Genomic DNA, 25,686 nt, shown 5'->3' with positions numbered 1-25,686 from the left:
CAGTATTTAAAGTAAAAATATATTCTTATAACTTTTCCCATACCCCTCCATCTTTTGGATTATCTCCACTAGTCCACCATTTAGCTTTATATGAGCTTCCATTTAAAGTTACTGTTTGACCTCCACTATACTCTTCATCCACATTCCAAACTGCTCCTGCTATATAAGGTGTATCCCAAGGCCCTCCATTCGATGGCTTATCGCCTTGTGTCCACCACTTAGCTGTGTAGGTTTTACCATTATAAGATACTTGATCTCCTTTAGTATAAACTGTATTAGAATTCCAAGTCCCTGAAGACTCAGTACTATCCTTATCCTGGTCAATTATCTGATCATTTATTTGATCCGAGCTTTGACCTTCAGTAACTCGCCATACTCCCCACTCACCAGAATTAGTAGGGTTTTCACCCTTAGTCCACCATTGAGCTTCGTATATTATGCCATTAACTTCTACTTTTTCACCTTTAGTGTAAGCTTTTTCAGAATCCCAATTGCCTGTTGCAGCATCTCCACCTTGGTTTTGGTCATCTGCTCCAACTGTTGTAAATGATAAGCTATCTTCTCTAGACTCACCTGATGTATTAGCAACAACTTCAACACTATAATTAGTTGCTTTATCTAAATTAGTTAATACATAGCTTTGTGATGTAATATTTTGTACTATGACATTTCCATTTAACTTAACTGTATATGTAACGCTACCATCTAGTTCTGGTTTATTCCAAGATATAGTAGCTGATGTCTCTGTTATGTTATCTGCAGAAACATAAATACTATCTGATTCATACACCGCTGCTACTGCATCAATTAGAGACTTACTTGGATCTATTGAATCACCATCCGCTTCCCAGAACATTGTTCCACCAAGCCCTCTACTCTTAACATATTTTGTTTTTTCAGTTACAGACCAAACATTATCATAAGTTACAAATGATTTTGTTGATGGACTATATGCCCATGGCTGCATAGCTACCTTACCATACTTATTAAAGACATCTGAGTTTGAGTTAGTGTCATAGAATACTAGATCAGATAGTCCACTTAATGGTTTTGATGATCCACAACCTGCTACAGGGTCATCGATAGGGTTAATTAGACATTTATAATCAAGAATTCCTGGCTCATAGTCACCTAGACCAGCTCCTGTGATAGTTTGAAATAAGCCACCGTTTTTATCACTATCAACAGCCATTGATCTTGCATATAAAGGTAAGCCTGCCACTATTTTCTTAGCTGGAACACCATTATCTAAAAATGCATCGACAATATTATCAATTGCTAAACCGTTTGTCTTACCTATAGAGTCAGCAACGCTTGTACCATAATCACTAATATTAGGAAATCCTGCTGATGCTTGGAAATATGCAGGAGCTCCAACACCCCATGCACCTTGATAGTCATAACTCATAATACTAATCTCATCCATAAGTTCTCCAACCTGCTTCCAGAAATCTGGCACACTATTTGGATTATTTGGATCTTGCATAGACTCTACACTAATCCTACCACCATGAACTGCTATTGCTAAATAATATTTTTTACCATCTTCTTTACTAGCTTTGTCAAGTTCTGCTCTTAATATTTTATATAGAGCTAACATTTTCTTAGCTGGAGCAACATCAAAACCATAATCAGACCAGTACTCCCAGTCAATATCAATACCGTTAAAGCCAAGCTTGCGCATAAGTTCTACTGATTGAGATGCAAAATTTTTCATTCTTGAGTCATCAGAAGCAAGCATTTCAAACATAGGGGCTGTAGTTTTACCATTATTAGTCCAACCACCAAATGATAAGTAAGTTTTTAGATATGGATACTTTTTCATTGCCCTTGCAGCTGCCGACATGCCCCAAGCATCTGCTGAAGCATCTAAAGTCTTAATATCACCTGTAGCTTTATCAAAACCTACAAATGCATAAAACAAAGTATTTAATTTATCATATTTAAAATCATAAGGATTATATTTACGCCCCCATACTGCCCATTGTGCATAATATGCGGCATTAACATACCCAGCACCAGGATCTTTACATACATTTCCAGTACATGGTCTTTCAATATCTAAGGCTTTACCGTCTACTTTTAAACTATTTACTAGGGGAACAACAACTCCAGGGAGTACAACAGCGTCACCAGAATCTGTTCCCATAATGTCACAAGACTGTGTTAAATCAAAAGATCCTTCACCATCTTGTAATGTCATCTTTGTTACATATTCACCTTTGTTATTTTGAGTGGTCACAAAATTGATAAGATCTGTTCTAGCTCCAAAGCAATTACCCCAACCGACTTTTGGTTTAAAGTTACTTGAGAATTCAATTATCTTCGCTGATGGCACATTATTTATATTTAAAACTATCTTATTATTGTAGTCCTTAAATGGCGCCTTAAAATCATATGTCTCAACACTATTACTTATAGCTGCCTCTGCCATACCAAATGAGCCTAAACCCAATAACGCATAAGATATTGCTGTTATCATTTTGTTTTTTATTATCATAATCTCTCCTTTTTTTAACCTCAAGGTTTTATATCAAATCATAAAACACTAAAGCAATCTTATTACAAATATTGAGAATATATAATTGAGGAAAAATCATGGGACTTATTAAAAATTGCTAACCAACTTCTTTTTATACTCAAAAACTACATAAAGAATATACTAATAATGAAAGTTTACTAATAAAGATAATTAAAAGGTTAAATATTAGATAGAACTTAAGATGAATTTGTATGAGATCTAGGTTTACCCTATATTGATACTTAACTCAGCACTTATTATGTACTAAGTTAAGATTTACTTATACTATATTTTTTCCCAAGGAGAACCTTTTGATGGATTATCTCCTTGTGTCCACCACTTAGCTTTATACTTCTGACCTTGGTAAGTTACTGTTTGACCACCTGTATAAGCGATACCACTTTCCCAAGCTCCTCCAGCAACTACAGGTTTTTTCCAAGCTCCACCATTAGAAGGGTTATCACCTTGTGTCCACCATTTAGCTGTATATGTTTGACCATTGTATGTTACTTGATCTCCCGTAGTATATACAGCCTTAGAATCCCAAGTTCCTGAAGATGAAGTATCATCTCCACCTTGGTTTTGATCATTTCCTCCTTGACTTTGATCATCTCCTCCTTGGTTTTGATCATCTGGTTGACCACTAGTCACTCTCCATACCCCCCATTCTCCAGATTGAGTAGGATTTTCACCTTTAGTCCACCATTGAGCCTCATATACCACACCATTAATCTCTACTTTTTGGCCTTTTGTATATGCTTTATTAGAATCCCAAGTTCCTGTTGTAGTATCTCCACCTTGGTTTTGATCATCTGTATCTTGGTTTTGATCATCAGTATCTTGGTTTTGATCATCTGTATCTTGGTTTTGATCATCTGCTCCAACTGTTGTAAACGACAAACTATCAGTTCTTGATTCATTAGAAGCATTAGCTGTAACTTCTATATTATAGTTTGTACCTTTATCTAAGTTAGTTAAAACATAGCTTTGAGAGCTAATACCTTGAGCAACTACATCACCGTTTAATTTAACAGTGTATGTAACACTACCATCAAGTTCTGGCTTGTTCCAAGATATTGTTGCTGATGTCTCTGTTACGCTATCCACAGATATATAAACACTATCTGATTCATAAACTTTAGCAACCGCATTTATTAATGATTTGCTATTGTCTACAGAATCACCATCAGCTTGCCAGAACATTGTTCCTCCAAGCCCTCTACCCATAGCATATTCTGTTTTCTTAGTCACTGACCATGTATCATCATAAGTTATAAATGATTTAGTCGATGGACTATATGCCCATGGTTGCATAGCGACTTTACCATATTTATCAAAGACGGCTGCATTTGAGTTCTCATTATAGAACTGTAGATCTGATAATCCACTCACTGGTTTTGATGTTCCACACCCTGTTACTGGATCATTAACTGGATTAACTAAACATTTATAATCAAATACACCATTCTCATAATCACCAAGACCTGGACCTGTAATTGTTTGGAATAAGCCTCCATTGACATCACTATCTACAGCCATAGATCTTGCATATAGAGGTAAACCAACTATTAACTTCTTAGCTGGTACTCCAGCTTTAATATATGCATCAATAGAATCTTGGATTGACCATCCACCATCAACACCTATAGATTTACTTAATGTAACATTACTACCAGAACTATCTGTAACATTATCTTGTACATCACTTGATACATCTCCAGCACTATAACTACTATTGCTAATTCCTGTTACATCTGGGAATGCAAATGATGCCTGGAAGTATGCTGGGAATCCAGTGCCCCATGCACCTTGATAGTCATAATTCATTACATTGATTTCATCCATTAACTCGCCAGTCTGTTTCCAGAAATCTGGTACACTATTTGGATTATTTGGATCTTCCATAGCCTCAATACGACTTCTAGCTCCATTAACTGCTATTGCAAGATAGTATTTCTTACCATCTTCTTTACTAGCCTTATCTAACTCAGCACGAAGAACTTTAAAGAATGCTAACATCTTCTTAGCTGGTGCTACATCATTACCATAATCAGACCACCATTCCCAGTCGATATCGATACCATTAAAGCCAAGCTTACGCATAAGCTCTACAGATTGCTTAGCAAAAGTTTCCATACTTTGTTGATTTGATGCTAACTGTTCAAACATTGGAGCTGTTGTAACACCATTATTTGTCCAACCACCAAATGATAGGAATGATTTTAGATATGGATACTTCTTGGCTGCTCTTGCTGCTGCTGATAGTCCCCATGAATCTGCTGAAGCATCAAGTGTTTTTATATTACCTGTATTTTTATCAAAACCTATGAATGCATAGATTATTGTATTTAACTTATTATACTTAAAGTCATACGGATTATATTTACGGCCCCAAACTGCCCATTGTGCATAATATGCTGCATTTGTATAACCAGGAGCTGGATCTTTACATACATTACCAGCACATGGTCTTTTAATCTCAAGATCTTTACCATCTACTTTAAGATCACTAACTATCGGAACTACAACACCTGGTAATACAATTGCATTACCAGAGTCTGTGCCCATAATGTCACAAGACTGTGTTAAGTCAAACGATCCTTCACTATCTTTTAGTGTCATTTTTGTTACATAATCACCTTTACTATTTTGTGTAGATGCAAAGTTAACAAGATCTGCTCTAGTTCCAAAGCAATTACCCCAACCTGCTTTTGGTTTAAAGTTACTTGTAAATTCAATTGTCTTTGCTGATGGCACATTATTTATATTTAAAACTATCTTATTATTATAATCTTTAAATGGCGCTTTAAAGTCATATGTCTCAACATTATTACTCGTAGCTGCTTCTGCCATGCCAAATGAACCTAAGCCCATCAATATATATGATATCGCAGTTGCTAACTTCTTCTTACCACTCATGTTATTCTCCTTTTAAGTATTCAGAAACTTATCCTATTAAGCTCATTATCAATTCTATAAAGATAAAAATAGAAAATACAATAAAAAATTCAATAATTTATCATTATTAGTGTTGCTTTTAGGGAAGCTTAATTTTTTATTATGATTTACAAAAAAATAATATAATTTTGCTACTTTTATACAAGAATTTATTTTTTTAAAATAAGATATATCATCCAAATTTTATGATCTTAAAGTTTAGGCAAGAATCATAAAATTAAGACAAAGTTTTATTCGAATATTTTTATAGAATCTAGCACTTAATAATTCCAAATCTAACTATACTTATATATATTAGAGTGAGAGTGTTTGAGAAACGATTAAGGACTTAACTATGAACAAAGATTTCTATAACAATGTTAATAATAAAATCCAAGAAATAAAAGATGCTGGAACTTATAAAAGTGAAAGGATAATATCAACTCCTCAAGAGCCAGTTATAAATTTAGAAAATGGTGAAACTCTTATAAACTTTTGTGCAAATAACTACCTTGGTTTTGCAAACAACCCAGAAATTGTTGCTTATGCTAAAGAGCATATCGAAGAATGTGGCTATGGAATGGCTTCGGTAAGATTTATATGTGGTACAAATAGTGTTCACAAACAACTTGAGAAAGAGCTTAGCGATTTCTTTGAGTTTGAAGACACTGTTTTATATCCATCATGCTTTGATGCAAATGCAGGTCTTTTTGAAACTTTACTGACTAAAGAAGATGCCATTATTAGTGACTCTCTTAATCATGCAAGTATTATCGATGGTGTTAGATTGTGTAAAGCTATGCGATTTAGATACAACAACAATGATATTCAAGATTTAGAAGAAAAGCTAATCGAAGCTGATAAAGCTGGTGCAAGATTTAAAATGATTGCTACTGATGGAGTTTTCTCTATGGATGGTATTATTGCAAATCTTGAAGCTGTTTGTGATTTAGCCGATAAATATAATGCTATTGTTATGGTAGATGATTCTCATGCATCTGGCTTTGTTGGTAAAAATGGTAAGGGATCTATAGAACACTGTAACGTAATGGGTCGAGTAGATATATTAACAGGGACACTAGGGAAAGGCTTAGGTGGAGCATCTGGTGGTTATATATGCGCTAAAAAAGAAATCGTTGATCTATTAAAAAACTTATCTAGACCATACCTATTTTCAAATTCATTAGCGCCTATTATTGCTAAGACCTCTCTAAAAGCATTAGAAATAACTAAAGGCTCTAACCAACTAAGAGATCAGCTACAAGCTAACCAGCAAAGATTTAGATCTAAAATGACAGCTGCTGGATTTGATCTAATCCCAGGAGAACATCCAATTATTCCTGTAATGATATATGATGAGAAAAAAGCAGCTGAGTTTGCAGAGAAGCTTCTAGATTATGGAATCTATGTAATAGCATTTTCATATCCTGTTGTTCCTAAAGGCAAAGCTCGTATCAGAACACAGATGTCTGCTGCACATACTTTTGAACAAATAGATAAAGCTGTAGATGCATTTACAAAAGCAGCAAAAGAGCTAGAAATAATTAAATAATTTTTTTCAGTTCTATAGTTTATAGAATCTTATTTCAAGGATATTTAACATGAAAGCATTATCTAAATTAAAAAGAGAGCCTGGTATATGGATGATTAATGATGCTCCAATACCAAAGCATGGCTACAATGATGTTTTAATCAAAATAAAAAAAACCGCGATCTGTGGTACAGACCTACATATATACAACTGGGATAAATGGTCACAAGACACTATTCCTGTACCAATGATAACAGGCCACGAATTCGTTGGTGAAATTGTTGCTAAAGGCGATGGAGTAACAGGTTTAGAGGTTGGAGATAGAGTATCTGGTGAAGGACACCTTGTTTGTGGGCATTGTCGTAACTGTAAAGCTGGTAAGCGCCACCTTTGTCGAGAGACTATGGGAATTGGAGTCAATGTACAAGGAGCATTTGCAGAGTTTTTAGCTATGCCCTCATCAAATGTGTTTAAACTTCCTAATTCTATTCCAGATGAAATTGCTAGTATATTTGATCCTCTTGGTAATGCAGTTCATACAGCACTTTCATTTAATCTAACAGGCGAAGATGTTCTTATAACAGGAGCTGGCCCAATTGGTTTAATGGCTATAAAGATAGCTAGATTCTGCGGCGCTCGTCGAATAGTTATTACTGATGTAAATGAATACCGTCTGAAAAAAGCTGAAGAGTTCGGTGCTACTGTTGCGTTAAATGTAGCACCATATAAGACTCAAGAAGAGCTTACTATACAAATGAAAAAAGTAATGTCTGATATTGGCATGAGTGAAGGGTTTGATGTTGGTTTAGAAATGTCTGGGGTTAACTCTGCGATCTCAATGATGCTAGATGTTATGAACCATGGTGCTAAACTCTCATTATTAGGAATAGCTGCCGGAAATATCTCTATAGATTGGGGAACTATATTATTTAAAGGTCTAATTCTAAAAGGTATCTATGGTAGAGAAATGTTTGAGACTTGGTACTTAATGTCTAGCATGATCCAAGCTGGTATGGATATAAGTCCAATAATAACTCATAGATTACATATAGATGATTATAAAGAAGGCTTTGAAATAATGAAAAGTGGTAAGTGTGGTAAAGTAATACTCGATTGGGATAATTAGTGAAAGAAATAAATTATTCAAATTCTAAAAAAATTGATATTCAATGGGTTTTTACTCTATTTGGTACAGCTATTGGGGCAGGATTACTATATTTACCAGTTCAGGCTGGGGATAGTGGTTTCTGGGCATTATTAACTGTGATGATATTTGCCCTACCATTAACATACTACTCACATAAAAATATGGCAAATATTGTAATTAGTTCAGAAGGTGGCGGAATTACAGATGTTTTCACTCATAATTTAGGAGTTTTTTTAGGCTTAATCTGTGTCGTTCTGTATTTTTTCGCTATTTTTCTTAATATGCCAATGTACTCAATTGGATTAAATAATGAGCTAAGTAATTTCTTAGTACACTATAATATATCAGATACTAATTTATCGAGTAATATTTGGTTTAGCTTTAGTATATTAATAGTTCTATTAGCAATAGTTTCTTTGGGTATAAACCTTATCCTAAAATTTATGCAGCTTATTGTAGTCTTTTTAATAATTTTAGTAATAATATTATCAATTTACATTATACCTTACTGGAATTATAGTTTTATTACAGATAGCCATTTTGAACTGAGTCAATATATTATAGGTATTTTAATGGTATTGCCTATATTAGTCTTATCTATGAACCATTCTCCTGTTATCTCCAGCTTAGTAGTTTTTTACAAGAATTATGTAAAAATTGATAACAATGAAGAGAAAATCAAAATATATAAAATACTTAAAATAAATTCTTTGATACTTTTCATTTTTGTACTACTCTTTGTAACATCTTGTTTACTTAGTACAACTGTTAATGACATAACAAAAGCTAATGATAATAACTTATCCATTGTGACACTAATCCAAGACCAACACCACAGTACTATACTTGATATTTTGGCTCCCATGATTGTTTTTACTGCTATCATAAGTTCATTTATAGGCTGTTATATAGGCTCAAAAGAAGCTTTGAAATATTTGTTTAAATATTTTTTTAGAAATATCTGCAATAAGGAGATATCCGAACCAAAAATAAATAGAATATGTGTTGGTTTAATATTTATAGTCCTATTGATATGTACAATATGCAATTTTAAGATCCTTAATATAATAGGTATCCTAGTAGCCCCAACAGTAGCATTTCTACTCTATATTCTACCTGTAATAATTATCTATAAAAATATTAAATGTAAAGCATATAGAAAAGTGGTTCTTGATTCAGCTTTATTTATAATGGGATTAATCATTATATTTGGATATGTGATAGGGTTATTAATAAAATAGTATTATTTATTTAGCTGCCAATTAGCAAAATCTAGATCATCTTTGGTAGTTATCTTAATATTTTTTCTACTACCCTCAACAACTATTGGATTAATACCATATAACTCTAAAGTTGAAGCTTCATCAGTTATCTTATTTATGAGATTATTTGAATAACAAAAATCAAAAGATCTCTCTAGTTGACCCAATCTAGATAACTGTGGAGTCTGAGCTAACCAAACATTATTACGATCAAGAGTATTAACAATAATATTTTTAACAGCTACTTTCTTAACTGTTTCAAACGCTTTGACAGCTAATATACCAGACTGAGAATGAGAAGCTTTTGTTAATTCATACAGTTCCATTATATTTTGAGAATCTATACAAGGTCTAGCAGCATCATGGACAAATACCCAATCATCGCTATTACCTTTGATAGCTTTCAAGCCGTTATAAACGCTTTCAAAGCGAGTTTCTCCACCAATACATATATTAATCATAGGATGATTATAAAAGGTAGATTGACTCCAAAACTCATCCTTAGGATTCAAAGCTAAAAATATACGATCAAAAAATGGATTATCAATAAACTTCTCTAAAGTATTATCCAAAATCGTTTTGTCATTAGATAGCTTATAGTATTGTTTTGGAATATCTAATTGCATCCTTGAGCCAATACCTGCAGCAGGAATAATCACATATTTATTTGACACTATAAAAAACCTCACCCTTCTTAATTAAGCCCATATTCTCACGCGCTAAACTCTGTAAAACTTCATTATTTTTACGTAGTGATACGACTTCTGAATATAGTTGGGCATTAGTTTGAGATTTTTGTTTGACCTCTTTTGATTGAGTAGCAACGACCTTCTTTAATTCATTATATTTAAGAATACCGGTATTACTAAACCAAAGATCGTATTGCAATATAATAATTAACAATACGACAGCTGAAATAAAAAAATAAAAAAAGAAATTTGATTTTGTATTCATGAAATAGCTATTATTCTTCTACCTGAACTACGACTTTTTCAGTTTCACTTTCTTCTACAATGATCTCTTGTGTATCACTAGAATCTTCTTCTGAACTAAATACAAAAGACTTAAGTCCAGGGTAGATTGCATTTTCGCCTAGCTCTTCCTCTACTCTAAGTAACTGATTGTATTTAGCTATACGATCAGATCTTGAAAGCGAACCAGTTTTAATCTGACCTGAACAAGTAGCTACTGCTAAATCAGCAATGATAGTATCAGATGTCTCACCTGAACGATGTGAAACTACACATGTATATCCAGCTTGACCAGCCATAGCCATAGCTTCAAACGTTTCTGTTAATGAACCTATTTGGTTAAGTTTAATCAATATTGAATTAGCAACACCCATCTCAATACCTTTAGCTAAGATACTAGGGTTAGTTACAAACAAGTCATCACCAACTAACTGAACTTTCTTACCTAATTTTTCAGTCATTAGCTTCCAACCATCCCAATCTTCTTCAGCCATACCATCTTCAATAGATACGATTGGGTATTTCTCAACCCATTTAGCGAAATACTCAACCATTTCAGCTGAAGTTAAAGATTTACCTTCTGAAGCAAGCTCATACTTACCATCTTTATAATACTCACTACTTGCAGGATCTAAAGCTATAAATACATGCTTACCTGACTCATATCCAGCTTCTTTAACAGCTTTTAGAATTGCTTCAATAGCAGCTTCATTTGATGGAAGATCTGGTGCATAACCACCTTCATCACCAACACCAGCAACACTATAACCATCAGCAATAAGAACTTTTTTAAGTGTATGGAATACTTCTGTGCCACATCTAAGGGCTTCTGAGAAAGTCTCAAAACCTGCTGGTACAATCATAAACTCTTGCATATCCACATTATTATCAGCATGTGAACCACCATTGATAACATTCATCATTGGTACTGGCATTAAATATTCTTTAACATCCATTAAATAACGATAAAACGGTTTTCTTAGATGAGATGCTGCTGCTCTAGCTGTTGCTAATGAAACACCTAAAATAGCATTTGCCCCTAAATTCTTTTTGTTCTCAGAGCCATCTAGCTCAACCATAGTCTTATCAACTAATCTTTGATCTAGAGCATCTAATCCTTTAACTGCTTGAGCAATTTTTGTATTCACATTTTCTACTGCTTTATAAACACTTTTACCAAGGAAAAGCTTCTTATTACCATCTCTTAGTTCTAATGCTTCTCTAATACCTGTAGATGCTCCAGATGGCACAGCTGCTCTACCAAATGCTCCACTTTCTAAAACCACATCTACTTCAACAGTAGGGTTTCCACGTGAATCTAATATTTGTCTTGCAAAAACTTTATTTATTTGTGATGACATAACTATAAACTCCTTAAGATATGTTAAGTCTTTTTGTATTTAAACAAACTCCTGTAATTATAAGCTAGCTGAGTATGCTTTGCAATTTTATATAGACCTTTATTCTTCTTCTAGGATAATCTCTTGAGCCTCACTAAAGTTAAGACTCTCTGGAGTAGCTGCTGTAAACTGAACCGTATCTGTAGCCGATTTTCTTGTAATAATTCTATAAACTGAGTATAAACATAAAATAGCACTAAGAATAGCTGTAATAATAAAAAATCCAAAAGGCCCAACAAATGCCATAAAACCAGATATCACAATAGGACTAACTACAGATCCTAAACCGTATGCAATAGTCAAAACCCCTATTGCTCCTAATATCTCACTTTCATCAAGAAAATCGCTTGCATGAGATATTGATAAAGGATAAATCACAAAAGCACAGCCACCAAATATAAAAATAATTAGCGAGAATATAAGATATGAGCCATGTAACATACAAATTAAAATAGAAGCCAGACAAATCCCCGCACCAGCTAGTAAAATCACCTTACGTCTATCCATCATATCTGAAAGTTTACCCATAGGGATTTGTAACAACATTCCTCCTAAGATAGTTGTCATCATTAGTATTGATATCATATTATGAGTACTATCTACTCTAACTAAAAATACAGGTAATATTGTATAAATTGCCCCAAGCAAAGATCCTCCTATAATACTTGCAACCATTGCTAGGGGAACTTTTTTCATAATTGCAATAGGAGAACAAATATCCTCTGACTGAGGGACTGGAGCTACTGTTTTAGTAAATGCCATCAAAACAATAGCTATACTACATAGTGAAGATATAAAACAATATGCTAATATTTGCTGGCTAAAGTGTACATTTATCATTAACTGAGATAAGGCTTGTGAACCATAGTATATAAGTAAGTATACTGAAAAAACCAAACCTCTATTTTTCTTCTCAGAAGATAAAATACACCAACTTTCAATAATAATAAATAATGCAGCCAATGAGAAACCACAAACAAATCTTAAAAAAATCCAAACAGGAACTTGCTTAAAGATACCTATTATTAAAGTGCTTATAGCCATTAATGAAGCAAATAAAACAAATGCTCTAATATAGCCAACTCTAACTATCGTAGACTGTGAAAAATAAGATCCCGTCATCATCCCAAAAAAATAAGCTGCAGAAATCAAACCAATCATTAAATTAGAACGTCCAAGACTATTAAGCTCAATAGATGAATACGTTGTAAAAAAACCATTACCGAATGATAAAACACACATTGCCACGATTGGCGTAAGAATCAAAAACAAAGTTTGTCTAACAGTCATGACTTAGCTCCCAGAAATCTAATCAATGAATAAGGCTGATTATATAGGAAGCTAAAGTTTAAGTTAAGGAAATTTAAGTATGTTTTTCTAACTTTTTCCAATTTATATAGCCATAGATAGCATTAAATAAATAAATTAACCACATAGCAAGAAAAGCAATACTATCGCTAGAACCTGACAAATACTGTTGTAGCCATATTATAGTAGATAGAGTATTAATAATTATCCATAAAGTCCACTGCTCTAAATATGCTTTTACCATAAGTATAATAGCAACAATAGAAACAACACCTGTCAATGAATCTGCAAAGAGTCCAACTTGCTGATTGAATATCCCTTTTAAGATAAACGCTCCATATAAAATAGCCGAAATAATAATGCCTAAAATTAAATAGATTCTATGCTTAGTTGAAAGCCTCTTTGTAACAATATCATTATTTTCATCAGTACTTTGAGGCTTCGTCCAATTATATAAACCATAGAACTGCATTGGAAAAAAGAAAAATGTAAACAACAAAAACTGACCAAAAATACCTTGCTGATAACATACATATGCATATGTTAGATTATTAATAAAAGCAAAAAAATAGTTTAGTGTTTTACCTTTGGCAATTAAAAAGAGATTCAACATTCCAGTAACAGTAGCAATAGTTGTTAAAACTAAATACTGATCTGTTGTTAATATACTTATCAGACCAAGCACTCCAACAGAGCATAAAAGCCATAAAATCTCAAAATAATTATAATCATCAAAAATATTTTTAAACTTGATATTTTTAAAGCCTTTAAGGTAGCCTGATGTTTGTGAGAAGAAATTATAAAGAATTTGATTAAGCATTTTATATCCAAGAAAGTGAAGTTAAATTAGTGGGCAACCAATTCCATAGCGCCATAAATACCAGCTTGGTCACCAAGTTTTGCTAATTTAAAGTCACATTCGGCAAAAATATCTGCAAATGAATTTTTCATTGCCGATCTTTTTATTTGATGAAGATATTTTTCTCCAATAGCTTCCATAACTCCCCCACCTAAAATCACCATAGAAGGGTTAATCATATTTAAAGCGCTTCCTAGACCTGCACCTAAATATTCCATAGCCTCTGATAAAATATCTAAAGCAATTTCATCATTTTCATCAAGTGCTTTTTTCATATGACTACTTTTAAGCTTACCATTATTTTCAGTAACTAACTCAATTAATGTGCTTTTAATCTTCTTTTTAGCTAAATTTTCTATCTTCTTCTCAATACCTACCTTACCTGCATATGCCTCTAGACAACCTTGAGAACCACAACCAGGACAATATGAACCACCCTGTTTAATAATAGTGTGACCAAGTTCAGCAGCTAAACCACTATTACCAGTATATAGCTTTCCATTTAGTACAAAGCCTCCACCAATACCAGTACCTACAAATGCTCCAACGATATCATCGTAACCAACACCTGCTCCATATTTAGCCTCACCTAAGATACCAACATTAACATCATTATCTATTTCAGCAAGCACTCCATACTCTTCTTCTAAAATCTTTTTGAGATTAACTCCATTAACATTAATGTTAACACTTCTACGGATTACTGATGTTCTTTTATCTACTAGCCCAGCGATCCCAATACCAACACCCTCAAGCTTTTTATCTTCGGGAATCTCTGCTATTAGTTTATTAATGACTTTAAATAGCTGACCAATAACAACATCTGTTGCCTCTTTTGCTTTTGATTTTACTTTTGCTGTTGTTACTAAGTTTCTATTTTCATCAAATAATCCAGCGGCCATATTTGAGCCGCCAATATCTACACCTATAAGCATTATAAATTTCCTTCTAGTCTATTAATCGCTATATCCATAGCTCCATACACACCTGAGTTGTCACCTAAAGTAGCAATCTTTAACTGACATGCATCTAACATTGTTTTAAAAGCATATTTTGAACAAGATTGGTAAATAGTATCTATATAATCCTGACCTATAGCTTCCATAATCCCTCCACCAAAAAGGACTAAAGATGGGTTCATTAAATTTATATAGTTCGCTACAGCTATACCTAAGTGAGTCATTGCTGTATTTGCAATATCTATAGCAACGGAATCTTTCGCATCTAAGGCTTTTTTAAGATGAGATCCTTTTAGCTTATTATCATTTGCCAAGACAGAATCAATTAGCATACTTTTGATACCTTTCTTATGCAGATTCATTATTCTATTTTCGATACCCACTTTTCCCGCATATGTCTCAACACATCCTTGTGAACCACAACTTTGACAATACGCTCCTTGAGGATTGATAGTCACATGGCCAACAGCTCCAGCGCCTCCAGTTTCACCATATAAGAATTGATCATTAATAACAAGACCACCACCGATACCAGTACCTACAAAAATACCTACAATATTTCTATGACCTTTACCTACACCATATTTCCACTCACCAATAACACCAACGTTGACATCATTTTCTAGAAAAACAGGTACATTATTAAACTTTTGACTTACTTCTTTAACAATATTTACACCATTTAAATTTATATTAGCACTAAATTTAAGTACTCCTTGCTTAGAATCAACAAATCCAGCTATACCAATACCAATAGCTTTTATTTTATCTTTATTTAAATCATCTATAAGCTTGTTAATTACTTTAAAAATCTGACCTAAAACAATATCTGTATCACTTTTACCCTTTGATTTAACTTTAGCTGTTGTTAGTAATTTTTTATCTTGATCAAAAAGACCTGCAGATATGTTAGTACCACCAATATCTAAACCTATGTACATAAGCTTCTCCATTAAACCTTTTCAAAAACTGCAATAGATTCAACATGCATAGTATGAGGAAACATATCCATAACACCAGCACTTACTAACTTATAACCTTTTTGATTTACTAAAATACCAGCATCTCTTGCTAAAGTAGCGGTATTACAAGATACATAAACGATTCTCTCAACATTAAATTTCTCAATAGCTTGACAAACCTCTTGGGCACCTGCTCTTGGAGGGTCTAGAAGCATCTTATTGTATTGGAAATTATTGAACCATTCTTTATCTTCAAAGCTTTCAAAAAGGTTTGCAGCATAAAACTTAACATTTGAAATATTATTATTTTGTGCTGTTTCGACAGCTCTTTGAACCATTGTTGATTCACCTTCAACACCAATTACAGACTTTGCATATCTTGATATTGGTAGTGTAAAATTACCTAAGCCACAAAATAAATCAATTATAGAATCTTCTTTTGATATATCTAAAAGATCTATAGCTTTCTTAATCATTTTTCGATTAATATCATTATTTACTTGAGTAAAATCATTTGGTTCAAAACCGATTTCGATCCCATCTATTGGTTCGTAACTTAGCTTAGTTGGCGAAACATCTCTATCTGGATAAAGCCTATAAATAGTATCAGGACCTTTTGATTGCAAATATATCCAATAGTTATTTTCCTGCCCAAAATCTCTTAATTTAGCCAAATCTTCATTTGTAAATGGTTCTAAATGCCTAACAATAATCGCCGGACAGTGATCATCTATTGCTATTTCTAATTGTGCAATTTGATTATATATCGACAAAGTTTCTATAAATTTAGCAATATCATTAATCTTTTCACCAACTAATGGATTAAGAACTATACAGTTATCAATCTCTGCTAAGAATCTACCATTACGCTCTCTAAAGCCTACTAGAATCTTACCTTTCTTACTAACATATCTGACTCCTAAACGTGCTTTATTACGATATCCTTCTGTACTATCTGTTAATAAAGGTTCTAAGATATTTTCAGGCTGTACACCTTCACCAATATATTTAAGCTGATTTAATAACGTTTCTTGCTTGTGCTCAATTTGAGCATTATTAGACATATGTTGTAAATTACAACCTCCACATAATTCAAAGAAATCACATTTCGGAGTTATTCTATCTGGAGATTTTTTAATGTATTCTACAGCTTTAGCTTCATCAAACTTAGCTTTTGAAAAAGTATATTCAAACTTAACTACTTCACCTGGTAATGTAAAAGGTATAAAAGTTGTTTTACCATCTACTTTTGCTATACCTCTACCATCGTGACTTAATGATACAATTTCAGCTTCAAAGATACCTTCTTTGAGCTTTCTTCTTCTGGCTCTTCCCATAAATAATTTAACTAAAATATATTAGGGTAATTGTATTTAATTAAGTAGTTAAATACAACTTAAAGGAAATATTTATTTTATAATCATTTTCTTACCACCATAAGCAGATACATGAGGTGGTATAAACTTATAAACTCCAGCTTTAGAGTGTGAAAAGATCATATCAATAATACCATTATCTGCAAGGTTGGCTACTTTCTTAGGATATAAAGCAAATTTAACCTCTCCTAATGAGGATGCTAGAACATCAATTTGACCCTGTTTTGGTTTTGTATTAAGTGGTTTTGTTGGACCATATCCACCGCCAATGTTAGCAAAGACATTATACTTAACATCTTTATTGTTAGATTTTTGTGGAACAAATATAAACATATTAGCACCTTTCATCGTTGAAGCTCCAAAACCTGCTGCAAACCAACCACTTCCTTGCTCTTGCCAAGTTTTATTTTTATCAAGATTAACTTTTAACGTAGCACAAATATGATCTTGATATTTAGCATACTCAAAGCTCATATCTTTCATATTTATGTTTTTATATTTTAAATTGCTAGGACAAATATTACTTTTTGAACTATCTGCATAAGCAAGTGTTGAAATAGATATAGATAAAAATAATGACGTTAATACTATCTTCTTCATAAAACTCTCTTTAAAATTGATTATCTAGATAAAATTCTAGCATGTTTAAAGAGAGTTAGTTAACAAATTGATATTAGTAAATTGAAAGTACAAAAACAAAAAAGGCGGTATGAAACCGCCTTTCGTATCGTGGTGGGTGCAGAGGGGTTCGAACCCCCGACCCTCGCCTTGTAAGGGCGATGCTCTCCCAGCTGAGCTATGCACCCGATAGACTGATATTATATAGAGCTTTATAAGTAAGTCAATATATTTTCCACAATATCTCCGAAAAAAACTAGCCTTCTACTTCACTTCTAAGAATCTGCTCAGCTGTTATCTCTGATTCAGCAATTTCTCTTAATGCTACAACAGTCGCTTTTTCTTTTTTCTCATTTTCTACAGACTCTGAATAACCTTTCTTTAAAATATTATTCGCTCTCATAGAAGCTAAAACCACTAAGTCAAACCTTGTTTCTACTTTATCTAAACAATCTTCAATCGTTACTCTAGCCATTTTTTACTCCATTTCTTTTTAATAATTGTTTTACTTTATTATATATCACATCAATAACAGTTTTATTTTGAGCTCCATCTGGAATTATAATATCAGCTTTTCTCTTCGAAGGCTCAATAAATTTAATATGCATAGGTCTAACAGTATCTAAATATTGGTTTATAACACTGTCAACACTTCTACCTCTCTCATTTTGATCACGCATTAATCTTCTGATAAAACACAGATCTGAAGGAGTATCCATATAAACCTTAAAATCCATCATTTTTAGAAGTTTACGATCATTAAAAAGCATAATCCCTTCAAGAATAATAACACTCACTCCCGCAGCAATTTTTTCAGCTTTAGATTCTATTCTAGAGTGCGTTGTATAGTCATAATAAGGAATATGTATGTCATTACCTTGTATTAAATCAGCAAGATCTTTTCTTAGTAACTTATGATCAAAAGCATCGGGATGATCATAGTTTATTTTGCAAGCCTCTTCAAAACCTACAATTTCCCCCCAATTTTTATAATAACGGTCTTCTGAAATAACAGCTATTCTATTTAAATGTTTTGATTTTAATTTTTTTATTATCTCATTTGAAAATAAAGTTTTCCCAGAACCAGAGCCACCAACAATTCCTATTATAAAAACATCATCTTTACCAGCCATACTAATAAATCCTATAATTCTATCTTAGGTTGATTTTTTATCAAATTATCTAGCTCTTGGAGAAGACTTAAGAACTCTTTTATTTTATACATCGGAAATGAGTTAGGTCCATCACTTTTAGCTTCATCTGGTTTTGGATGAGTTTCCATAAATAAACCATCAATTCCAACAGCCATAGCTGCCTTTGATAACACTGGTACAAACTCTCTTTGCCCTCCAGAAGAGCTTCCTTGACCACCTGGTAACTGCACCGAGTGAGTAGCATCAAAAACTACAGGACAACCAGTATCTTTCATGATCTCAAGAGAACGCATATCTGAAATTAAGTTATTATATCCAAAACTTGCTCCTCTTTCACAAACCATGATTTGCTCATTACCTGTAGTTTTAGCTTTAGCTACTACATGTTGCATATCCCAAGGGGCTAAGAATTGACCCTTTTTAATATTTACAGGTCTACCTTGTTTACAAACATCTAAGATAAAGTTTGTTTGACGACATAAAAAAGCTGGAGTTTGTAAAACATCTACAACCTCAGCTACTTCAGCAAATGGTGTATCTTCATGAACATCCGTTACAACAGGAACATTATAAGCTTTTTTGACCTTTGATAAGATTTCTAAACCTTTATCAACACCCAGGCCTCTAAAACTATTAATAGAAGAGCGATTTGCTTTATCAAAAGATGACTTATAAACAAAATTAATTCCAAGATCATTAGTTACTTCTTTAAGATAACCTGCTGTATCCATTGCCATCTGCTCAGATTCGATCACACATGGTCCAGACATTAGGAAAAATGGCTTACCATTCCCTACTTCAAAATTAGCGATTTTCATATAAATCTCTTTTTATTTAGAAATACTTATTACTTAATTATACAGAAAAAGATGAGCCACAACCACAAGTAGTTTTCGCATTAGGATTTCTAATTACAAAATATGCTCCTTCAACATCATCTTTATAATCAACATCCGCCCCTACTAAATATTGGAAACTCATTGAATCAACAAGAAGACGTACATCATTTTTTGTAATAACCATATCATCATCTTTTACTTCATTATCAAAAGCAAAAGCATATTGAAAACCAGAACAACCTCCACCTGTGATATATACCCTAAGGCTAAGAGACTTATCTCCTTCTTCTTCAATAAGTTCTTTTACTTTTAGAGAAGCTGCATCTGTAAAGTTTATTGGGTCTACACTTTGAACTTCTTCGCTCATAAAAATTACCTCGCTACTATACCAACCTTAACTCTTCCCATCTTATCAATAGCTTGAACTACAACTTCAAGACCCTGACCTTCGACTAAAGAGTTAGTTTTAATACCTGCTTGTTCAACATCTGCAAAAGGTAAATAACCATCTTGCTTTCCAAATAAGTTAACAAAAGCCCCAGAATCTAAAAGCTTAACAATTTTACCTTTATATACTTGACCTTCCTCAGCTTCAGCAACTATCTCTTCAACCATTGCAACAGCCATATCTAAAGAAGCCTTATCTTTAGCAAAGACTTTAACTTCCCCTGAATCATTAGTGTCTATCTGTGCACCAGTTTTTTCTACAATGCCTTTTACAACAGAACCTCCACGACCAACAACATCTTTAATTTTTGCTGGATTTACATTCATTACATGAATTTGTGGAGCAACATCAGAAACTGCTTCTTTATGCTCTTTTATGACTTCATTCATGATACCTAAGATATGTAATCTCCCAACTCTTGCCTGCTCTAAAGCTTGCTCAAGAATTTCTCTAGAAATACCTTTTATCTTAATATCCATCTGTAAAGCTGTAACACCATATCTAGTACCAGCAACTTTAAAGTCCATATCACCAAGATGATCTTCATCTCCTAAGATATCTGATAATACTGCATATTTTGAGCCATCTTTGATAAGACCCATAGCAATACCAGCTACTGGCTCAGCTATTGGGACACCAGCATCCATCATAGATAAAGATGAACCACAAACAGTTGCCATAGAACTGGAACCATTTGATTCTAATATCTCAGAAACAATTCTTACAACATATGGGTATGCATCTTGGTTAGGGAAGACAGCTTGTGTCGCACGTTTAGCCAAATTAGCATGACCAATTTCACGACGCTTTGGTGCCATACCTACCATACCACACTCACCTACAGAATATGGAGGGAAATTATAATGTAGCATATATCTAGATTTTTCCATGCCATCCAAAGATTCTACTAATTGAGCATCTCTATCACTACCTAATGTAGTAACAACTAAAGCCTGAGTCTCACCTCTAGTAAATAAGGCTGATCCATGTACTCCAGGTAAAACCCCAACCTTAACATTAATTGGTCTGATAGTTTCTGTACATCTGCCATCTATTCTAGGCTTACCTTCTAGGATATTTGCTCTCACAAGATCTTTTTCTATATCATGGAAAGCTTCAAGTATTTCTTTTTCACTATACTCACCACTATCAACATCACTAGAGAATATAAACTCTAAAACACTTTTTCTAATTTCATTAAGCTTGATATTTCTTTCTTGCTTAGACGCTATAGTGTAAGCATTCTTAATTTCACCAAAAAACTGCGACTTAATTTGTGATTTTAAAACCTTGTTTATTTGATAAACAGAATATTCCATAGGTGGCTTAGCTGCCACTTTCGCAAGTTTATTAATAGATTCAATAATAGTCTTTAAATGCTTATGAGCATATAAAATACCACCTAGCATAACCGATTCTGGTAAACTATTAGCTTCTGACTCAACCATTAGAATAGCATCATCAGTACCAGAAACAACTAAATCTAAAGTAGACTCTTTTAAGTCTTCTTTATTAGGGTTTAGAATATATTTACCATTGATATAGCCAACTCTCACACCTGCTATAACATCGTTATAAGGAGCACCAGTAATAGCTAAAGAAGCCGAGGCTCCAATTAGTGCTAATATATCTGGTGAAAATGAACCATCATAAGATACAACAGTAGCTACTATTTGAATCTCATTGAAAAAGCCATCAGGAAAAGATGGTCTAATAGATCTGTCTATCAACCTAGAAATAAGTATTTGCTCTTCAGAAGGTCTACCTTCTCTTCTTAAAAAACCGCCAGGTATTTTGCCAGCAGCATAAGTTTTCTCTAAATAGTGTACTGATAATGGAAAAAAATCTTGACCCTCAGCTACAGATTTTTTAACTACTGTAGTAACTAATACAACATTATTCCCACAACTTACCGTTACAGACCCGTCTGCTTGACGAGCCATACCACCTGTTTCAAGAACAATTTCTTTGTTTCCTAATTCAAAGACTTCTCTAAATATTTTCACAGTTTAACCTTATTTTTTGATTTTATACGATGTAAGAACAACTAAGATGAGATTTTATTATCTACGTAGATTTAATTTTTTTATTAGGCTACGGTATCTTTCTACATCTTTACCATGTAAATAGTCTAATAATTTACGACGTTGACTTACAAGTCTTAAAAGACCTCTTCTTGAGTGATTGTCTTTTTTATGAGTTGCGAAGTGACCTTGAAGGTCATTAATTCTTGCAGTTAAAAGAGCAACCTGAACCTCAGGTGATCCAGTATCGCCTTCTGACTGTTGATTTTCTTTAATAATATTTTGCTTATCTTGAGCTGTTAACATAACTTTTCTCCGTTTGTTTCTTGATTATAATTAACTTCGGATAAACCGCACAAAGGAACAGTTTACCAACACGCAATTATATACCATAAAGATCTAAAAAACAAAGGTTTTAGTTATTAACATTATCTGGTTCAATACCTAGAATCTGTAAACTATTTAAAGCGACATTTGCAAAGACAGGTGCTGATACAGAACCACCTCCATAATGATCCCCTTTAGGATCTTTAATTGTCACAACAATTGCCAAATCTGGGTGACTTGCAGGAACAATCCCAACAAAACTTGCCAGATATTTAGCACCATAAGTTCCACCTTCTAGCATCCTAGCAGTACCTGTCTTACCAGCAACATGATACATTGGAATTCTAGCTTTTGGACCTGTACCACCCAGACCTTCGACAACAGACTCCATCATACTTATCATTTCTTTAGAGTTTTTCTTAGAAAGCACAGGCCTTGAATTGATTTGCTCTCCTGGTTGTCTTTTTAAAATTGTTGGTTTAATATACTGACCATCATTTGCAATTGCAGATACTCCAGCTACCAACTGTAAATCCGTAGCATTCATCCCATAACCAAATGATAAGGTTGCAAGCTGGAAATCTCCCCATTGATCTGTCGGAGGAACATAGCCATCTCTTTCCCCAGGAAGTTTTATACCTGTTTTATCACCAAAACCAAAATTTCTTAAGGATGACTCTAGTATAGTTGGATCTGTCAAGCTTAAGATCATCTTAGATATACCAACGTTACTTGATTTCATCAAAATATATCTAAGATCTGCATCACCATAATCTCTTTCATCACGCACTGTATTTCTACCAATACGATAATATCCTGGATGAGTATCAATAACAGGTTCACTAGAACTAACATTATCGCCATAAGTAAGGGCAGTAGCCGCAGCAAAAGTCTTCATCACTGAACCTAACTCATATACATCAGTAACTGCTCTATTTCTTCTTCTATCAGGGTATGCATCAGCCATACTATTAGGGTTATACGATGGATAATTTGCCATTGCTAATATTTCACCAGTATGAACATTCTCAACAATTACTGATCCGGCTTCAGAGTTAGTTTTAATAACTCCCTCTTTTAAATATTTATATGCGATATATTGAATTCTAGAATCTATACTTATCTGTAAATTATGACCATTTTTCGGCTCAACATATTTGTCTTCATTTTTAGATGCAACACCGCCGTGAAGATCTTTCTTATACTCAAAATAACCATCTTGACCTGTCAAGAATTTATTAAATTCAAGCTCAAGACCTTCTTGACCTTTTCCATCAATATTTGTAAACCCAACAATCTGCGACGCTACCTCTGCTAAAGGGTAGTAACGTTTAAACTCACGTATTACATGAATACCTGTGATATCAAGATCTTTAATTTTTTGCGATAAATATGGCTGAACTTTACGTTTTATATATACAAAGCCACTACGACCTTCTCTAGGCTTAACCTGTCTTTCGATTTTTTCTCTTTCTTTTTTAGATAAATCTAAAATATCCATAACCTTTTTTAGTTCTAGACTATTCGCTTTCACATAAAATGGATCAACCCATATAGTATCAACAGGAGTACTTATAGCTAGTGGATTACCATTCCTATCAACTATAATTCCCCTATAGGCCTTTATATTTATACTTCTATCACTACGATTATCCCCTTCTTGCTTTAACCTTGGATGCTGTATAGTTTCCATATAGGTAAGCTTAAAGAACAATACAAAAAAACTTATAATTAAAAGAACAAAAACAACAAAATATCTAAGCTTAGGTCGATAGTTACCCATTATTCGAGTCCTCCCCTTGCTCATTCAAAAAACGTAAATCACTTTTATTTGGCAATGACATTTTTTCTTTCTCTGCAAATTTCTCAACAGCAGTTGGCGCAGCTAAAGAACTATATTCTAAAACGATCTGACTCCACTCCTCATCTAGCTTAGAGTCTTTAACAATTAGATCTTTCTGTTGGTTTAATTGGAGTTTGTACTCAAAACGCACAACAATCAAACTAAATGCTGTTATTAATAAAATAAATAGCAATGTAAAAGATATTCCGACAGTTTTTCTAAAAAAACTATTTCTAAGTGACTCAAAAAGTCTTATCCTAATTTGACGGTTTGTTAACATCATAGTTTTTCTACCACCCTTAAAATAGCACTCCTTGAGCGTACATTTTGATCTAGCTCATCTTGATTTGCCTTAGATTTCTTTGTGATCCACTTTAGTTTTATAAGACTGTCATCTTGCGGCAACATTCTAGTAATACGATTGACTTCTTGCTTAGGAGTAATCAAGGATGTAAATCTTTGTTTAACAATTCTATCTTCTAAAGAATGAAAAGATATTGCTGCGATCCTACCACCAGTTTTAACAACATCTAAAATATTCTCTAACAAATCCTCCAAATCTCCTAGTTCATTATTAACGTAAATTCGTAAAGCTTGAAAACATCTAGTTGCTGGATTTTTCTTTTCCCTTTTACCTATAGTCTCTCTTATAAGGTTAGATAATTCTAAAGTAGTTTTTATACTACCATTTTCTTGTATATATGATTTTATTCTCTGTGCAATTTTTTTTGCAAAACGCTCCTCACCATAAACTTTAAATATATAAGCAAGATCTTCAACAGATAAATCATCTAAAGCTTGACTCGCTGTAACTCCACTAGTAGTATCCATACGCATATCTAAAGGACCATCATGCATAAAACTAAAGCCTCTATCTGCATTATCTAACTGTGGTGAAGAGACACCAAGATCCATAATAATTCCATCAACTTTACCTAAAAGATCATTTTGTTGACAGTAGTTATGAATATTAGCGAAGCTTGTATGAACTATCTCAAAATTATCAAACGCAAAATTATCATTAGCATATTTGATAGCATCAAGATCTTTATCAAAAGCTATTAAACGTCCACCATTTAATTTACTTAGTATTGCTCTAGAATGGCCACCTCTTCCAAAGGTTGCATCAATATAAATACCTTCTGGGTTTATGTCTAGATCATTAATTGATTCTTGTAGTAGTACTGAAAAATGCATTTT

23 protein-coding genes and 1 tRNA gene are annotated in these 25,686 nt (G+C 33.3%); 3 read left to right on the top strand and 21 right to left on the bottom strand.

The features are described from left to right. Positions 1-25: 25 nt before the first annotated feature. Together F3D62_RS09980 and F3D62_RS09975 are read right to left on the bottom strand one after the other, a co-directional pair. Entirely contained in the window at positions 26-2,500 is a 2,475-nt protein-coding gene (locus F3D62_RS09980) for a glycosyl hydrolase family 18 protein (protein WP_411961322.1), read from the bottom strand. Between the two features lie 306 nt (positions 2,501-2,806). Next, on the bottom strand, positions 2,807-5,440 hold the full coding sequence (locus F3D62_RS09975; protein WP_224732678.1) for a glycosyl hydrolase family 18 protein: 2,634 nt from the start codon (positions 5,438-5,440) through the stop codon (positions 2,807-2,809). A gap of 373 nt (positions 5,441-5,813) precedes the next feature. Between F3D62_RS09975 and F3D62_RS09970 the strand changes: the two genes are divergently transcribed. From F3D62_RS09970 to F3D62_RS09960, 3 genes are read left to right on the top strand one after another with little or no spacing between them, the layout of a single operon-like run. Further along, positions 5,814-7,010: a glycine C-acetyltransferase gene (locus F3D62_RS09970; RefSeq protein WP_150468101.1), complete on the top strand. Its 1,197-nt coding sequence runs from the start codon at positions 5,814-5,816 to the stop codon at positions 7,008-7,010. A 49-nt stretch (positions 7,011-7,059) separates the two neighbouring features. Next, positions 7,060-8,115, top strand: coding sequence for an L-threonine 3-dehydrogenase (tdh, locus tag F3D62_RS09965; RefSeq protein ID WP_150468100.1), 1,056 nt, complete (start codon positions 7,060-7,062; stop codon positions 8,113-8,115). Further along, the gene (locus tag F3D62_RS09960) at positions 8,115-9,377 is read left to right on the top strand and encodes an amino acid permease (RefSeq protein ID WP_150468099.1); all 1,263 of its coding nucleotides are present in this window, start codon (positions 8,115-8,117) and stop codon (positions 9,375-9,377) included. Before tdh ends, F3D62_RS09960 begins: the two co-directional genes overlap by 1 nt. A 2-nt stretch (positions 9,378-9,379) precedes the next feature. Here the strand turns inward: F3D62_RS09960 and ispD are convergent, their stop codons facing one another. From ispD to rsmH, 19 genes are all read right to left on the bottom strand, one after another. After that, a complete protein-coding gene (gene ispD / locus F3D62_RS09955) occupies positions 9,380-10,072 on the bottom strand; it encodes a 2-C-methyl-D-erythritol 4-phosphate cytidylyltransferase (RefSeq protein ID WP_150468098.1) in 693 nt (230 codons plus the stop codon). Next, complete coding sequence (locus tag F3D62_RS09950; protein WP_150468097.1) at positions 10,062-10,352, bottom strand: FtsB family cell division protein; 291 nt, start codon at positions 10,350-10,352, stop codon at positions 10,062-10,064. The genes ispD and F3D62_RS09950 overlap by 11 nt, the downstream gene beginning before the upstream one ends. 10 nt (positions 10,353-10,362) lie before the next feature. Beyond that, positions 10,363-11,730 (bottom strand): phosphopyruvate hydratase, encoded by a 1,368-nt coding sequence (gene eno / locus F3D62_RS09945; protein ID WP_150468096.1) that lies wholly within the window; start codon positions 11,728-11,730, stop codon positions 10,363-10,365. Positions 11,731-11,829: 99 nt separating this feature from the next. Beyond that, positions 11,830-13,059 (bottom strand): MFS transporter, encoded by a 1,230-nt coding sequence (locus F3D62_RS09940; protein ID WP_150468095.1) that lies wholly within the window; start codon positions 13,057-13,059, stop codon positions 11,830-11,832. A 73-nt stretch (positions 13,060-13,132) separates the two neighbouring features. Next, the gene (gene pnuC, locus F3D62_RS09935; protein WP_150468094.1) at positions 13,133-13,897 is read right to left on the bottom strand and encodes a nicotinamide riboside transporter PnuC; all 765 of its coding nucleotides are present in this window, start codon (positions 13,895-13,897) and stop codon (positions 13,133-13,135) included. A 26-nt stretch (positions 13,898-13,923) separates the two neighbouring features. Continuing rightward, a complete protein-coding gene (locus F3D62_RS09930) occupies positions 13,924-14,871 on the bottom strand; it encodes an ROK family protein (RefSeq protein WP_150468093.1) in 948 nt (315 codons plus the stop codon). Then, complete coding sequence (locus F3D62_RS09925; protein ID WP_150468092.1) at positions 14,871-15,836, bottom strand: ROK family protein; 966 nt, start codon at positions 15,834-15,836, stop codon at positions 14,871-14,873. The genes F3D62_RS09930 and F3D62_RS09925 overlap by 1 nt, the downstream gene beginning before the upstream one ends. Positions 15,837-15,847: 11 nt before the next feature. Further along, positions 15,848-17,194 carry a 23S rRNA (uracil(1939)-C(5))-methyltransferase RlmD gene (rlmD, locus tag F3D62_RS09920; protein ID WP_150468091.1) on the bottom strand — a complete coding sequence of 449 codons (1,347 nt, stop codon included), beginning with the start codon at positions 17,192-17,194 and terminating at the stop codon, positions 15,848-15,850. A 72-nt stretch (positions 17,195-17,266) separates the two neighbouring features. Continuing rightward, positions 17,267-17,833, bottom strand: a complete 567-nt coding sequence (locus F3D62_RS09915; RefSeq protein WP_150468090.1) for a hypothetical protein — start codon at positions 17,831-17,833, stop codon at positions 17,267-17,269. 130 nt (positions 17,834-17,963) lie between these two features. Next, positions 17,964-18,039 (bottom strand) — tRNA-Val (locus F3D62_RS09910). A gap of 68 nt (positions 18,040-18,107) precedes the next feature. After that, positions 18,108-18,326 carry a DNA-directed RNA polymerase subunit omega gene (gene rpoZ, locus F3D62_RS09905; RefSeq protein WP_150468089.1) on the bottom strand — a complete coding sequence of 73 codons (219 nt, stop codon included), beginning with the start codon at positions 18,324-18,326 and terminating at the stop codon, positions 18,108-18,110. Next, on the bottom strand, positions 18,319-18,984 hold the full coding sequence (gene udk / locus F3D62_RS09900; RefSeq protein WP_150468088.1) for a uridine kinase: 666 nt from the start codon (positions 18,982-18,984) through the stop codon (positions 18,319-18,321). Before udk ends, rpoZ begins: the two co-directional genes overlap by 8 nt. Positions 18,985-18,995: 11 nt before the next feature. Then, on the bottom strand, positions 18,996-19,823 hold the full coding sequence (kdsA, locus tag F3D62_RS09895) for a 3-deoxy-8-phosphooctulonate synthase (protein WP_150468087.1): 828 nt from the start codon (positions 19,821-19,823) through the stop codon (positions 18,996-18,998). A gap of 37 nt (positions 19,824-19,860) precedes the next feature. Next, positions 19,861-20,211 (bottom strand): iron-sulfur cluster insertion protein ErpA, encoded by a 351-nt coding sequence (gene erpA, locus F3D62_RS09890; RefSeq protein WP_072711738.1) that lies wholly within the window; start codon positions 20,209-20,211, stop codon positions 19,861-19,863. A 5-nt stretch (positions 20,212-20,216) separates the two neighbouring features. Continuing rightward, positions 20,217-22,298, bottom strand: a complete 2,082-nt coding sequence (pnp, locus tag F3D62_RS09885; protein ID WP_150468086.1) for a polyribonucleotide nucleotidyltransferase — start codon at positions 22,296-22,298, stop codon at positions 20,217-20,219. A gap of 57 nt (positions 22,299-22,355) precedes the next feature. Beyond that, positions 22,356-22,622, bottom strand: coding sequence for a 30S ribosomal protein S15 (gene rpsO / locus F3D62_RS09880; RefSeq protein WP_072711734.1), 267 nt, complete (start codon positions 22,620-22,622; stop codon positions 22,356-22,358). 109 nt (positions 22,623-22,731) lie between these two features. Then, positions 22,732-24,426 (bottom strand): peptidoglycan D,D-transpeptidase FtsI family protein, encoded by a 1,695-nt coding sequence (locus tag F3D62_RS09875; RefSeq protein ID WP_150468085.1) that lies wholly within the window; start codon positions 24,424-24,426, stop codon positions 22,732-22,734. Continuing rightward, positions 24,419-24,769: a cell division protein FtsL gene (gene ftsL, locus F3D62_RS09870; RefSeq protein ID WP_150468084.1), complete on the bottom strand. Its 351-nt coding sequence runs from the start codon at positions 24,767-24,769 to the stop codon at positions 24,419-24,421. The genes F3D62_RS09875 and ftsL overlap by 8 nt, the downstream gene beginning before the upstream one ends. After that, positions 24,766-25,683, bottom strand: a complete 918-nt coding sequence (gene rsmH, locus F3D62_RS09865) for a 16S rRNA (cytosine(1402)-N(4))-methyltransferase RsmH (protein ID WP_150468083.1) — start codon at positions 25,681-25,683, stop codon at positions 24,766-24,768. The genes ftsL and rsmH overlap by 4 nt, the downstream gene beginning before the upstream one ends. Between the last annotated feature and the right edge of the window lie 3 nt (positions 25,684-25,686).

The sequence above is a fragment of the Francisella sp. SYW-9 genome, assembly GCF_008711465.1.
In the GTDB taxonomy this organism is placed as follows: domain Bacteria; phylum Pseudomonadota; class Gammaproteobacteria; order Francisellales; family Francisellaceae; genus Francisella.
The sequence above is the reverse complement of the archived record's forward strand: the minus strand, read 5'-3'. Positions and strand labels throughout refer to the sequence as shown.